We start from the raw sequence: 13746 nt of genomic DNA, 5'->3' as shown, positions 1-13746 counted from the left end.
CGAATACCACTCGCGATCGAGTCCGGATCGATACCTGTCAAAGCACCTTTCCTTGCTGTGATTGCCTGTTCCCGTTCGGTACCCCCTGCTCTCGGCGGTTACACCGGCGCCACCCAGCCGGGCCTGCCGGAAATTGGGGGAGGGGCTGCGTAGGCTGTCAGCGTGCGAAGGCCGCGGGCCGGAGCACGTTGTCTGTTGGTGAACCAGTGAAGGAGCCCAGTGGCCGCCCCGACGCCTCGCAGTGCCGAGCTCGACCCGACGTACAACGCACGTAACCTGCTGGTCCTGGAGGGCCTGGAGGCCGTGCGCAAGCGGCCGGGTATGTACATCGGCTCGACCGACAGCCGCGGGCTGATGCACTGCCTGTGGGAGATCATCGACAACGCCGTCGACGAGGCCCTGGCCGGGCACGGTGACCGGATCGACATCGTCTTGTACAAGGACGGCTCGGTCGAGGTGCGGGACCGCGCCCGCGGTATCCCGGTCGACATCGAGCCGAAGACCAAGCTCAGCGGTGTCGAGGTCGTCTTCACCAAGCTGCACGCCGGCGGCAAGTTCGGCGGCGGGTCGTACAACGCCTCCGGTGGTCTGCACGGCGTCGGTGCCTCCGTCGTGAACGCGCTGTCCGCGCGGCTCGACGTCGAGGTCGACCGCGGTGGCGTGATCTGGACGACGTCCTTCCGTCGTGGGGTGGCCGGCGAGTTCGACGGTGAGGGCGCTTCGGCGGGCTTCACGGCGGCCAAGGGACTGCGTAAGGCCGGCCGGGCCAAGAAGGGCATGACCGGTACCCGGATCCGGTACTGGGCGGATCGGCAGATCTTCACCCGCGACGCGGCGTTCAACTACGACGAGCTGGTCACCCGCGCGCGGCAGACCTCGTTCCTGGTGCCGGGCCTCGAGCTCGTCGTACGGGACGAGCGCGGTGACGAGCCGACCGAGGAGTCGTTCAAGCACGACGGCGGGATCAGCGAGTTCTGCGAGTTCCTGGCCACCGACCAGAAGGTCACCGACGTCATCCGGCTGACCGGCACCGGTCACTTCACCGAGACCGTGCCGATGCTGGACGACGCCGGGCACATGACGCCGACCGATGTGGAGCGCGATCTCGACGTCGACATCGCGATCCGCTGGGGCGACGGCTATGAGACCGAGCTGCGCTCGTTCGTGAACATCGTGGCGACGCCGAAGGGCGGCACCCATGTGGCCGGCTTCGAGCGGGCCCTGCCGAAGGTGTTCACCAGCGCGCTGAACGGCACCCGCCTGCTGAAGAGCGGCGAGGAGCTGATCAAGGACGACGTACTGGAAGGCATGACCGCGGTCGTCACGGTCCGGCTGTCGGAGCCGCAGTTCGACGGTCAGACCAAGGAGGTGCTCGGTACGCCGGCCGCTTCGCGGATCGTCGCCAAGGTGGTGCAGACCGAGCTGGAGGCGTTCCTCACCTCCACCAAGGGGGTCGCCAAGGCGCAGGCCCGCGCTGTGCTGGAGAAGGTCGTCGCGGCGTCGCGGACGAGGGTCGCTGCCCGGCAGCACCGCGAGTTGCAGCGGCGGAAGACGGCGCTGGAGTCGTCGGCGTTGCCGGCCAAGCTCGCGGACTGCCGCAGCAACGACGTGGACCGCTCCGAGCTGTTCATCGTCGAGGGTGATTCGGCACTCGGCACGGCGAAGCTGGCACGGAGTTCGGAGTTCCAGGCGCTGCTGCCGATCCGGGGCAAGATCCTGAACGTGCAGAAGGCGTCCGTCGCCGACATGCTGAAGAACGCCGAGTGCGCCTCGATCATCCAGGTGGTCGGCGCCGGGTCGGGGCGCAGCTTCGACATCGAGCAGGCGCGCTACGGCAAGATCATCTTCATGGCCGACGCCGACTCCGACGGCGCGCACATCCGCTGCCTGCTGGCGACGCTGTTCTTCCGCTACATGCGGCCCCTGGTCGACGCCGGTCGCGTCTACACCGCCGTACCGCCGCTGCACCGCTTCGAGCTGACCAACCCGAAAAAGGGTCAGGACAAGTACATCTACACCTACAGCGACGCGGAGTACCAGCGGAAGACGGCCGAGCTGATGAAGAAGGGCGTCAAGTGGAAAGAGCCCCCGCAGCGCTACAAGGGTCTCGGTGAGATGGACGCGGACCAGCTGGCGGAGACCACGATGGACCCCCGCCACCGCACCCTCCGCCGCATCACCGTCGACGACGGCGAGGCAGCCGCCAACGTCTTCGACCTCCTGATGGGCAACGACGTCGCCCCCCGCAAGGAGTTCCTCGTCCAAGGCGCCTACGAACTCGACGAAACCCGCATCGACGTGTAGGTACTCCGGCCGGAGGGTCTCGGTGCGCCGCCCGAAGGTCGGCGTGATCGGGCCGGAAGATCTAGGTCATTCGGCCAGGAGGTCCTGTTTTCGGCCGGAATGTCGAGTTGTGTCGAGGCGTCCCGATGTCCTCTCCGAAGACCCACGGCCGGCCATCGGCCCTGACGTAACAGGAGAAACATCGTGACCAACCACAACGCGACGACGCCCGGACAGCAGTCGGTCAACGGTCTCGACGAGCTCGAGGTCATCACGTTGCTCGTCGACGACGTGGCGGCCTGCCGGGAGTTCTACACCGCCGTGTTCGGGCTCGAGATCATCTTCGAGGATGACAACTCGGCGCTGCTGAAGATGCGCAACCTGATGCTCAACCTCGTCACGATCGACGAGGAGCCGATGTTGATCGGCGCGGGCGCGGCACCGACCGCGGGTGGGCGCGTGCTGTACACGATCAGGGTCGATGACGTGGACGCGACAGCCGCTGAGTTGCAGGGACACGGCGTCACGCTTCTCAACGGCCCGATCGACCGCCCGTGGGGCCGCCGCACCGCAGCCTTCGCCGACCCGGCCGGCAACCTCTGGGAGATCGCCCAAACGCTCGACTGACGCCCGACCAGTCGGCACCTGTCCGCCCCGCGTCGGCGACGGACAGGTGCCCACCCGCCACCTCCGAAAGACCACCCGATGACACCCATCGCCTGCTTCGACCTGGACAACACCTTGATCGACCGGGACGCGGCGTTCGCGGCCTGGGCAGCTTGGTGGGCCGGAAACGAGCGACTTGAGGCGGACGCTGTCTCATGGTTGCTGGCGAATGACGAGGGCGGCTTTCGCCCACGTGCTGAGCTGTTCGCCGGGGTCAAGGAACGCTTCGGGTTGAGTGCGTCCGTAGAAGCGCTCGTGGCTGACTACGACCGGGAGCATCCACTGTTCACCTCGGTCGATCAGGAGGTGCTGGACGGTCTCGCCTCACTCCGTACTGCGGGATGGCGGGTCGCCGTGGTCACGAACGGTGGCACTGTCGGAAGAAGCCGGGGTACGGAAACCCGACCCGGCGATCTTCGAGCTCGCGGCCGCACGATGCGGCGCGACGCTGGTGGGCGGGTGGATGGTGGGGGACCATCCGGCGTACGACATCGCGGGTGGGAACGCGGCCGGGTTGCGAACGATCCTCGTCGGTGATCACCACTGCGACGAGAACGCGGCTGTGGCGACGTGTCGAGTTCGGTCAGTGGTTGAGGCGTTTCGGGTGATTGTGGCGGGATGAGGTCCCCGGTGACTTCGGGGATTGAGTGGGCTAGGCGGTGGCTGTTGCTGGGGCGCGGGTCTCGGTGGGGGCTTTGCGGAGGGATCTGCTGACGATCAAGGCGCCGATCAGTGAGGCGGCGAAGACGGCGGTGAAGGCGATGGCTCCAGTGCAGAGGCCGGTCATCAGGCCGTGGGCCGTGACGATGGCGCCCAGCGCTGGAGCGCCGATGCCTTGGGAGAGGTAGCCCGCCAGGTAGCCGCCGGAGACCATGCTCGCGCGGTGGTGCGGGGCGGCGTACCGGTTCAGGATCGTCAGGCCGCTGGCGAAGTCGAAGGAGTAGCCGATGCCGCCGCAGGCCGAGGCGAGGAAGAAGACCACGATGGAGTGCGTCGTCCCGGTGAGGACGAACAGCCAGACCGCGCCGGTGGAGAAGACGGCACCGAGCATCACGGTGGTCCAGGTGTCCAGCCGCCTGGCCAGCAAGGCGGTGACCGCGATCGAGATCGCGAAGACCGACAACAGTGCACCGGTGACGAGGGCGTTGTCCGAGCCCGCGAGTTGGTGAGCGATCTTGGCGCCGAGCGGCAGGACCAGTGAGCCGAGCACGAACGACGAGGCGAACGCGATCGCTCCGGCCGCGAAGATCCCGCGGTTCCCACGCGGGATGATGATCGCGCGAACCCGCCACCGCGACTTGGTCTCGTCGGGCGTGTGCCGCGGCAACCCCAGAGCGAAGAAGCCGACCACTGCGATCACCGCCGCCAGCACCACGAAGGTGAGCCGCAACGGATACGGCGCGTACTGCGACAGTCCGCCGCCGACCAGCATCGCCAGCGCGATACCGAACGCGGAGACCGCGGTGCCGATCGCACCGGCCCGCTTCTCGGTCCCAGCGGCACTGAACTCGACCATCGCCACACTTGCCGGGCTGAGCGACAGGCCGACGCCGAGTCCCATGAAGGCACGGCCGACCAGGAGCCAGGCGACGTCGCGGGCGAGGACGAACAGCAGTACGCCGACGAGCTCGGCGCTCAGGCCCAGCAGCATCGCTGCCCGCCGGCCGATGTGGTCGGACAGGTTGCCGAAGACGACGAGGACCGGGATCAAGGCGATCGGGTAGGCGGCGAAGATCCAGGCCACGGTCGTCGAGGTCACGCTCCAGTGGGCCTGGTAGAGCGGATAGATCATCGTCGGGCAAGCACTGGTCCACAGCGCCAGCGCGACCACCGCGCCGGCTGTCCAGAAACTGGCGCGCTCACTGAGCGATCGCAAAAGTCCTCCAAGAGAAAGTGCGACCGAGGCCGCACCGAGCTGAGTAGATAATATGAACTTAGCACCTGTTGGGTATAGTTAATCAACTCAGCCCGAAGGACGGACGGATGCCCAAATCGCTCGGCAAGGACTCGACCTGCTCGATCGCGCGCAGCCTGGAAGTGCTCGGCGACCGCTGGACGCTGCTCATCGTGCGGGAGGCGTTGATCGCGGGATCGACGCGGTTCCAGGAGTTCCGGGAGGCTCTCGGCATCGCGCCGAACCTGCTGACCCAGCGGCTGACCTTCCTGATCGAGGAGGGCCTACTCACCCGCCGTACCTACCAGGAGGCGGGCACGCGGTCGCGCCACGAGTACGTGCTGACCGAAGCCGGCCGCAGCCTGAATCTCGTGATCGCGGCACTCAGCGACTGGGGCAGAACGCGCCGGGCGCGTCCCGACGGGACCTCACCGGCCTTCACCGTCGAGGACTCCGATACGCCGGTCCGCCTGGCGTTCGTCACCGACGACGGCGACCAGGTGGGCGCCGGCCAGCTGGTCGCCCGCCGCACCCCCGACCGTGAACTCGTCGGCCGCTGAAGGCACCTGGCTGGGTTTGGCCGGTTGATTGTCCCCTGCGGGGTGCAAGATGTCCTCACGCCTAATCGAGTGTGGGGGAGTCAGCGTGACCGACAAGTCTTATGTGCCGCCGATCGGGCGGGTGTTGACGCCGTATCTGTGTTGCCGCGATGCGGCCAAGGCGATCGAGTGGTACGGCGAGGTGTTCGGGGCCAAGTTGGTGTGGGATCCGTTCGTGGGTGCTGACGGACGGATCGGGCACGCCGAGCTGGAGGTGGACGGCGCGGTGTTCATGGTTTCCGACGCCTACCCCGAGCAAGGCGTGCATGCGCCCCCGGTGGACCAGCCGCCGACGTACGGGATGAATCTCTACGTTCCTGATGTGGATGCGACGACCGCTGCCGCCGAGCAAGCCGGCGCGACGGTGGAGAAGCCGCCGGTGGACATGTTCCACGGCTCGCGGCAGTCGACGGTGCTGGATCCGTTCGGGATCCGGTGGGTACTCGCGACGCATCTGCGTGAGGTCGGCATGGAGACGTTCGACGCCGCGCGAGCCGGTTTCGCCGGGAAGTGAGAGCCGCGGGGGTGCACCCGTGCACCCCCGCGGAGCAGACGGTTCAGCCGAGGGCGGCCCGGAGTACGGCGTGGGCGCCCTGGACGATCTGGTCGCGGTTGGTCTCGTACGTCGGGTCGGTGATCGCCGTCTTGTTCGCAGGATCGAACTGGAGCACCGGGACGTGCAGGTGCCCGGCCGGCATCGACGGGTCGAGCAGGTCGCGCTGCAACGTGTTGCGGTAGGCCACCTCGTTGGACAGGTAGCCTCCGCCGGTGCCTTCAGAGGCGATCGATCCGGGAGTCGGACCGTCGGGTCGGCGTACCGGGAGTGTCTCGCCGGCGGGGATCTCCAGCACCGAGGTGTTCACCCGGGTGCGGAACTGCGCGGGGACGGTCGCGCCGGACATCCGGGCCAGCGGCAGGCTCGAAGTGAGCCACTCGGGCCCGGGCGGCATGCTCGGCGAGACGACGGGCGCGTAGATCGTGCCGCCGCCCCACAGGTTGTTGTTGTCGCCGATCGAGCTGACCGAGCGGCGCCGGCCGTTGAAGACCTCGAGATCGAAGATGCCGACCCGGCCCTGGCTGGCGGTCATCACCAGATCGGCGTGCTGCGGACCGCCGCGATAGTGCGGGGCGAGCGCGTTCTCGACCATGTTCTCGTCGAAGTCGGTGTAGCGGACCGGGAACATCACGGTCTGGATCTCGTAGGTCTTCCCGTTCACCGTCCAGCGCTGCCCGTCGAGGGTCAGCGCGTTGGCGCCGGACGGGTTCCCGATCCGGATGTCCGCATCGAGCGTGAACGGGTCGAAGCCGGTCACCAGGAGCTTGCGGACACCGGGGGAGAACCGGCTGCTGGTGATGCCGCGGGAGGAGTACTCGAAGGAGCGGATGAGTTCGGCGCGGTCCGCCGTACCGAGGGCGAAGTGTGGTTGCCATTGGCGGAGCGCGAGGGCCATCGAGATCCGGGCCCAGTAGAGACCGCGGTCGTCGGTCGACGGCAGAGCGGGCGCGGTCTGCGGATGCTGGGCCCGGTACGTCGCCGTACGCCAAAGCAGCTCGCCTTGGACGCGGACCAGCGTCGTCGCCACAGCGCGGTTCGGCACGGCGCAGAGTAGGTGGCTGAACAAGCGGACCTGGCGGTCGAAGCCGGAGCGGGCCAGGATCTCGGCCGGCACGGACGGGCCGCCGGCGACACCGTTGTCGAGGCGCTGCTCCTCGACGGTGCCGGTGACGCTCTGGTCGAAGCAACTGGTGGACGGCGGGGCAGCGGTCGCTGCGGGGACCGTGGTGAGGGCGGAGGTCAGCGCGAGGGCGCCTGCCAGTACGGCGGGGAGAAGAGAGCTTGGGCGGAGTCTCATGAGGTTTGTCTATCAGATGACTCCGCCCGAGACCGAGGCGATCTGATCAGCTGATCTGGGTCAGCTCGCCGGTGTCCACGTCGTACATGAAGCCGCCGACCAGGATGTCGTCGCCGATCAGCGGGTGTTCGCGGACGGCGGAGACGTCGTGGCGCAGGGCTTCGAGCTGGTCGGGGATGACGTTGAGCGGCAGGTATCCGGCCGGCTTGCCGGCGGCGAGTTCGACCTTGGCGCGCATGGCGTCCTCGGTCATCGAGGCCATCGCGCACCGGGTGTGCGGGATGATCATGATCCGGCGTACGCCGAGCAACTGGACGCCGAGGACCAGGCCGGTCAGGGTCAGCTCGGTGACCCGGGCGCCGGCGCTGCGCAGGACCTTCGCGTCGCCGGGCTTCAGGCCGAGCATCTCCAGCGGGGGGATGCGCGAGTCCATGCAGGTGACCACGCCGATGCCGGCATGGGCGATACCGTCGAACCCGCTGTAGGCGAAGTTCGCGGCGTACTCGGCGTTGGCCGCGAGCAGGTCCTCGAAGCCGCTGGGGACCACTGGGTTCGTCATCGCAGCTCTCCCCCGATGATGGTTCCGGCACGCAGGATCGACATGGTGAACGGCTCCTTTCCACAGGACTCAGGGCGGGGAGGGTCGACGGATTCGCTGGTGACGGGGACCGTCCAGGTCCGGCCGTCGGCATGGCTGACCGTGACGGTCTCCAGGTCTTCCGCGATGACGCCGAGACTGTCCAGGCCGACCTCGCCGATGAGGTGGCGGACAGCGATCTCGGCGACCTGGCCGCGCTTGGACCAGGTGGTCCGGCCGCGCAGCTTGGTCACTATCGTCTCACCACGGTCGGACGCGGCGAGCACAGCGGTGGCTGTTTCCAGATCGAGCCGCCCGTGCATGGTTCCGGACGGCAGCAGGGTGGCAGTCGGTGCGAACCGGTGACCGCCGAGGTGGTCGGCCTCCCAGACTCGGCCGGGCGCCAGGGCGGAGAGTGCGTTGACGATCGGGCGGCCGAGCAGCGCGCAGCATTCGTCGCGCTTGCCGTTCGTACAGACCAGCAGGACGCTGTGGGTCACCGGAGCCAGGCCAGGGAGGGAGGCCAGTACGGCGTCGGCGTCACCTCGGCGTACGGCGTCCAGGTTCAGCGAGGACAGCTCTACTGGGTCGGCGACGCAGCCGCCGAGCAGCCAACTGCGGCCGGGGATGGTGCAGGCCACGTAAACCTGGTGAGCGCGAGGCGTCGCGTCGGCATGCTTGCCGGGGGAGCGGATCAGTCCGAACCGCAGGTCGGCCTTCTTGCACGCATCATCGAAACCGCCGCCGAACTCCGGGTCGAGATGGCTCTGAGTGGCCGCCTTGGCGCCCCACGGACCGGGCTGCTCGACGACGACCCACCCGGTGGCGACGACCGCCGTACCGGGGAGTGGTTCGTTCAGCTGCCGGCAGATCGTCGAGCATAGGCCCGGCCGACCGGTCGCGTCGGTTGTCGCACTCACGGGCTTCACGGTACGCGAGCCGTCCATACGATCGCATGACTGTCGTCACCCGTGGACAGTTGGCTGCCTCACCCCGCCGTACTGCGTACTTCGACCGGCCGCCGTCCGAGCAGCAGGACAGCCAGTACTGCGGCCGCGAACGCGCAGACCGCTGCTCCGGCAAAGATCGTGTGCACTTGTGAAATCGCGGCTTCGCGGAGAGCGTCGACGTACTGGTGACAGGAGCCCGGTGCGGTAGGGCAGAGCTCGTTCGGGGACGGTACGTCGTCCACCAGCGTGTAGTAGCGGCGCAGGCCGATCGCGGTGAGGACTGAGACACCGACGAGCATTCCGACCATGCGGGCGACCACCACGAGCGCGCTGACCAGTCCGTGGCTGTCGGCGCGGGTGGCTGCAAGCATGGCGGTGTTGACCGGAGACAGGGCGAGGCCGAAGCCGAAACCGCAGGCGAGCAGCACGATGGTGGCCGGCGCGTGCTTGAGCGCGCCGCGCTCCCAGAAGGTCATCAGTACGAACATCACTCCCGCCAGGCCGAGCCCGATGCCGGTGATCAGGCCGAGGCCGTACCGCCGGGTCAGCCAGCCGCCGATGACAGCACCCAACGGCAGGGCGATGAGGAAACGCAGCAGCACGAGTGCGGCGGCCAACTGTCCGCCGCTCTGCGTGGTGCGGGCGAAGACCGGTACGTCGACCAGTGCCGCGATCAGGGCGGCGCCGACGAGGAAGCTGACGAGCAGGGATCCCCAAGCAGGCTTCGCGTTGAGCAATCCGGTCGGGACGATCGCGGTAGGACTGCGGCGTTGCCAGAGCGCGAAGGCCACCGCGAAGACCGCCGCACCGGTCAGCAACCAGGGCCCTGCGGGAGCCATCACCTCCCGCTCGGGGTCGGCCGTCGCGAACGTCAGCACCACGCCGGCGAGCGCAAGAGCCAGCAGTAGCGCGCCGATAGCGTCCACCTGGCCCGCCACGTCGGCGAGTGTCCTGCGGCTCTTCAGGAGAACCACTGCGAGCCACAGCACGGCCAGAACGAGAGTGGCTACGCCGATGGGAGTCAGGAGGCGCGAGTCGCCTGACAACGGTACGAACGGGAGACCGAGGGTCACACCGGTGGCTAGTCGCTTTGGCGCAGTCAAGGTGAGGCCTAGGGCGACACAAGCCAGCACGCCGACCGCGGCCGACAGGGGCGGTCTCTGTCGGCCGCGCAGCAACAGGGCGAGCACGACCGCGACAGTGAGGTTCAGCCAGAAGATGTAGCGCCAGTCGGCGATCGCCAGCACCGCAGCCCCGAGCAGCGGACCGAGCACCGAGCCGAGCTCCTGTACCGCGCCGACCACGCCGAGCGGCAGTCCACGTTTGTCAGCTGGCCAGAGATCGGCCACGAGAGCGAGTGTGGCCGGTACCAGTCCGCCTCCGCCCACACCCTGCAGGAACCGCCCGACGACGATAAGGGACAGGTCGTAAGCCCCTGCAGTGATCAGTGAGCCCACTGCGAACAACAGCAGCGCGCCCACGAGCACCGGCGTCCTGCCGACCAGGTCGGCGATCCGGCCGATCAGTGGCAGTACGGCGATGTAGCCCAGCAGGAAGCCGGACAGGATCGGCGCAGCCCGCTGTAGTTGGTCCGCGGACAGCCCGACACCGGACATCATGTCGGGCAACGCCAGTACGACGACGTAGGTGTCCGCGGCAGCGAAGGCGACAGCAACCGAGGCGAGGCTCAACCGCGCCCTGGGACTGCTCACGGCTTGGTGATCTCCACCTGTTCGCCGTACTTGTCCAAGGTGATGTCGTAGCTGCTGGTGGCGCCGTCGTAGAACGGGCCGCTGATCGTCGCCGACACCAGTTGCTTGGTGTCCTTGTCGATCTTGAAGCTGCTCGGGAAGTCCTGGTCGGCCGGTGCCTTCGGGAAGATGCCCTGCAGCGACTTGCCGGTCACCTTGCCGGTCACCTCGGTGAGCACCTTCGAGCCGTCCCGGGTGTCGCCCTTGACGGCCGCGTCCTTCAGACCAGGCAGTACTGCGGTCAGGCCCTTGTTCGGGTCCAGCAAGATCGACGGGTCCGGTGCACCGAGACCGGCCAGCTGCGAGGGCGGCAACTCGATGAACTTCGGCGTGAACGACAGCTTCGCGTACACCTTGCTGCCCACGGCAACGACCTGGGCGTCGATGGGCGAACCGGCCGCGCGAACGGTCAGCTTCCCCTTGAACGCCGGGGCGTGGGTCGCCACACCGTCGCCACTGGCCAGTGTCTGCGAGGAGTCCGGCAGATCCTTGCCGGTCAGCACGATGTGCACGCTCGCCGCGTCGTCGATGGTCTTCTTGGCCGCGGTCAGCAGCGCGACCGGATCGTCGCCGGACTTGCCGCCGCCGTTGTCCTTCTTGCCACTGCAACCGGTGACGACGAGCAACAGCACCGCGCCGAGCGCGACGAGTCTCTTCATGGGGCTCAGCCTGCCAGGTCCGAGGCGCAGGCGGCGATCGGCTGCGCCACCGCCACGCCGGAACCGTCGCGACGCGGGTCGATCGGCGGCAGGTCGACCGGTGCACCGCTGTTCGCGCTGGCCCGGACCGGCGCCGTACCGGCGAAGGCCAGCAGCAGGCCGTCCTCGCCCTTGAGCAGCCGGTGGCAGCGGACACCGCCTGTCCCACGGCCCTTGCCCGGGTACTCGCTGAACGGCGTCACCTTGACCGCGCCGACCTCCGTCCCCGGCAGGGCCGAGGAGGAGCCGGAGATGGTGACGACGTGCGCCTCCTTGTCCGGAGTGAGCGCGCCGAAGAACACCACCTTCGCCCCGCTGCTCAGACGGACACCGGCCATGCCACCCGCAGTACGGCCTTGTGGACGGACGACCGAGGCTCCGAAGTGCAGAAGTTGTGCGTCGGAGGTGATGAAGCAGAGTTCCTCTTCACCCGTGGTGAGTTCGACCGCGCCGACGACCTGGTCGCCGTCGTTGAGCCGGATGATCTCCCACGAGTCGCGGTTGCTGAGGTGGTCGGGCACGACGCGCTTCACCACGCCACCCGCAGTACCGAGGGCTACGCCGACCGAGTCGGGGTCCATCGTGGTCAGCGCGAGAGCCTTCTCGCCCGGTTCGAGCGAGACGAACTCGGCGACCGGAGCGCCACCCTGCAGGTTCGGCGCGTTCGCGGTGGTCGGTACGGCGGGCAGGTCGAGCGACTCGAGCCGGATCAGCCGGCCGGTGCTGGTGATCAGGCCGTACTGCCCACGGGCCGTGCTCTTGATGGCGGACACGATCGCGTCGTGCTTGGCCCGGCCGTCACCCTCGCCGAACGGCTCGATGCCGTTGGTGCGGGCCAGCAAGCCGGTCGAGCTCATCAGGACCCAGCACGGGTCGTCGGTGACCTCGAGCGGTACGGCCGCGGTCTTGGTGGCGCCGGAGGATTCCAGCAGCACCGTCCGGCGCGGCGTGCCGTACGTCTTGGCGACGTCGGCGAGCTCCTCGGAGACGATCTTCTTCAGCAGCGTCTCGTCGTCCAGGATCGCGGTCAGCTTCTCGATCTCGCGCTCGAGCTCGGCCTTCTCGGTCTCCAGTTCGAGCTTGGAGAACTTGGTCAGCCGGCGCAGCGGCATGTCCAGGATGTAGTTGGTCTGGGTCTCGGTCAGGTCGTAGATGTCCATCAACCGCACCCGGGCCGCGGCGGCGTCGTCGCTGGTCCGGATGATCTGGATGACCTCGTCGATGTCCAGGATCGCGATCAGCAGGCCGTCGACGATGTGCAGCCGGTCCTGCGCCTTCTTCCGGCGGAACTCGCTGCGCCGCCGCGTCACGTCGTACCGGTGCTGCAGGTAAACGTCGAGCAGTTCGCGCAGGCCGAGGGTGCGGGGCTGGCCGTCGACGAGGCAGACGGCGTTGATGGAGAACGAGTCCTCCAGCGGGGTCAGCTTGTAGAGCTGCTCCAGCAGGGCTTCGGGGACGAAACCGTTCTTGACCTCGATCACCAGCTGCGTGCCGTGCGCGCGGTCGGTCAGGTCCTTGACGTCGGAGATGCCCTGCAGCTTCTTCGCCTGGACCAGGGTCTTGATCTTCTCGATCACCTTCTCCGGGCCGACCGTGTACGGCAGCTCGGTGACCACGATGCCCTTGCGGCGCGGGGTGATGTTCTCGATCCGGGCGGTGGCGCGCATCTTGAAGCTGCCCCGGCCGGTCAGGTAGGCGTCCTTGATACCTTCCAGGCCGACGATCTTGCCACCGGTCGGCAGGTCCGGGCCGGGGATGAACCGCATCAGGTCGTCGAGGTCCGCGTTCGGCGTCTTGATCAGGTGCCGCAGCGCCTGGATCACCTCGACGAGGTTGTGCGGGGCCATGTTGGTGGCCATACCGACCGCAATGCCGGCGGCGCCGTTGACCAGCAGGTTCGGGAAGGCGGCCGGCAGTACCGACGGCTCTTCCTCGCGGCCGTCGTAGTTGGGCTTGAAGTCGACGACGTTCTCGTCCAGCCCGTTCGTCATCGCCAGCGACGACGGGGCCATCCGGCACTCCGTGTACCGCATGGCGGCCGGGCCGTCGTCGAGCGAGCCGAAGTTTCCGTGCCCGTCGATCAGCGGCAGCCGCATCGACCAGGGCTGCGCGGTCCGGACCAGGGCGTCGTAGATCGCGCCGTCACCGTGCGGGTGGTACTTACCCATCACTTCACCGACGACGCGGGCGCTCTTCACATGGCCGCGGTCGGGGCGGATGTTGTTCTCCGCCATCGAGAACAGGATCCGCCGCTGGACCGGTTTCAGCCCGTCGCGGGCGTCCGGCAGCGCCCGGGAGTAGATCACCGAGTAGGCGTACTCCAGGAAGCTGCTGCGCATCTCGTCGGAGACGTCGACGTCGAGGATGCGCTCCTCGAAGTCTTCCGGTTCGGCGGTGGTGTTGGTACGGCGTGCCATGCGGTTCTGAGAACTCCTCGATGCCAGCAACTCTTACGAGACGCGCCGCGGCGGTCCG

At 68.0% G+C, this 13746-nt stretch carries 12 protein-coding genes; 5 read left to right on the top strand and 7 right to left on the bottom strand.

The window, feature by feature from the left end; translation table 11 throughout:
- Positions 1 to 219 precede the first annotated feature (219 nt).
- The 3 genes from DIZ26_RS29575 (at position 220) to DIZ26_RS38435 (ending at position 3571) form a co-directional block, all read left to right on the top strand.
- Entirely contained in the window at positions 220 to 2304 is a 2085-nt protein-coding gene (locus DIZ26_RS29575; RefSeq protein ID WP_112247475.1) for a DNA gyrase/topoisomerase IV subunit B, read from the top strand.
- A gap of 183 nt (positions 2305 to 2487) precedes the next feature.
- Entirely contained in the window at positions 2488 to 2910 is a 423-nt protein-coding gene (locus tag DIZ26_RS29570) for a VOC family protein (RefSeq protein WP_112247473.1), read from the top strand.
- A gap of 406 nt (positions 2911 to 3316) precedes the next feature.
- Positions 3317 to 3571, top strand: a complete 255-nt coding sequence (locus DIZ26_RS38435) for an HAD family hydrolase (RefSeq protein WP_232828681.1) — start codon at positions 3317 to 3319, stop codon at positions 3569 to 3571.
- A 30-nt stretch (positions 3572 to 3601) separates the two neighbouring features.
- On the opposite strand, the gene DIZ26_RS29560 is transcribed toward DIZ26_RS38435, so the two are convergent.
- Positions 3602 to 4825, bottom strand: coding sequence for an MFS transporter (locus DIZ26_RS29560; RefSeq protein ID WP_112247471.1), 1224 nt, complete (start codon positions 4823 to 4825; stop codon positions 3602 to 3604).
- A gap of 107 nt (positions 4826 to 4932) precedes the next feature.
- Between DIZ26_RS29560 and DIZ26_RS29555 the strand changes: the two genes are divergently transcribed.
- Entirely contained in the window at positions 4933 to 5403 is a 471-nt protein-coding gene (locus tag DIZ26_RS29555) for a winged helix-turn-helix transcriptional regulator (protein ID WP_112247469.1), read from the top strand.
- Positions 5404 to 5488: 85 nt separating this feature from the next.
- Positions 5489 to 5956, top strand: a complete 468-nt coding sequence (locus DIZ26_RS29550) for a VOC family protein (protein ID WP_157979844.1) — start codon at positions 5489 to 5491, stop codon at positions 5954 to 5956.
- A gap of 43 nt (positions 5957 to 5999) precedes the next feature.
- Here the strand turns inward: DIZ26_RS29550 and DIZ26_RS29545 are convergent, their stop codons facing one another.
- The 6 genes from DIZ26_RS29545 to DIZ26_RS29520 all read right to left on the bottom strand — a co-directional run bounded on the left by DIZ26_RS29545 (position 6000) and on the right by DIZ26_RS29520 (position 13688).
- Complete coding sequence (locus tag DIZ26_RS29545) at positions 6000 to 7295, bottom strand: hypothetical protein (protein ID WP_112247465.1); 1296 nt, start codon at positions 7293 to 7295, stop codon at positions 6000 to 6002.
- 46 nt (positions 7296 to 7341) lie between these two features.
- Positions 7342 to 7854, bottom strand: coding sequence for a beta-class carbonic anhydrase (locus DIZ26_RS29540; RefSeq protein WP_112247463.1), 513 nt, complete (start codon positions 7852 to 7854; stop codon positions 7342 to 7344).
- On the bottom strand, positions 7851 to 8792 hold the full coding sequence (locus DIZ26_RS29535; protein WP_232828680.1) for a sucrase ferredoxin: 942 nt from the start codon (positions 8790 to 8792) through the stop codon (positions 7851 to 7853). The genes DIZ26_RS29540 and DIZ26_RS29535 overlap by 4 nt, the downstream gene beginning before the upstream one ends.
- A gap of 68 nt (positions 8793 to 8860) precedes the next feature.
- Positions 8861 to 10534 carry an MFS transporter gene (locus DIZ26_RS29530; protein ID WP_112247459.1) on the bottom strand — a complete coding sequence of 558 codons (1674 nt, stop codon included), beginning with the start codon at positions 10532 to 10534 and terminating at the stop codon, positions 8861 to 8863.
- Positions 10531 to 11232: an LppX_LprAFG lipoprotein gene (locus tag DIZ26_RS29525; protein WP_112247457.1), complete on the bottom strand. Its 702-nt coding sequence runs from the start codon at positions 11230 to 11232 to the stop codon at positions 10531 to 10533. Before DIZ26_RS29525 ends, DIZ26_RS29530 begins: the two co-directional genes overlap by 4 nt.
- A gap of 5 nt (positions 11233 to 11237) precedes the next feature.
- A complete protein-coding gene (locus tag DIZ26_RS29520; RefSeq protein WP_112247455.1) occupies positions 11238 to 13688 on the bottom strand; it encodes a DNA gyrase/topoisomerase IV subunit A in 2451 nt (816 codons plus the stop codon).
- Positions 13689 to 13746 lie beyond the last annotated feature (58 nt).

Origin of the sequence: Kribbella monticola, assembly GCF_003261635.1 — a bacterium.
Taxonomy (GTDB): Bacteria; Actinomycetota; Actinomycetes; order Propionibacteriales; family Kribbellaceae; genus Kribbella; species Kribbella monticola.
This window is presented reverse-complemented; position numbering and strand designations above follow the sequence as displayed.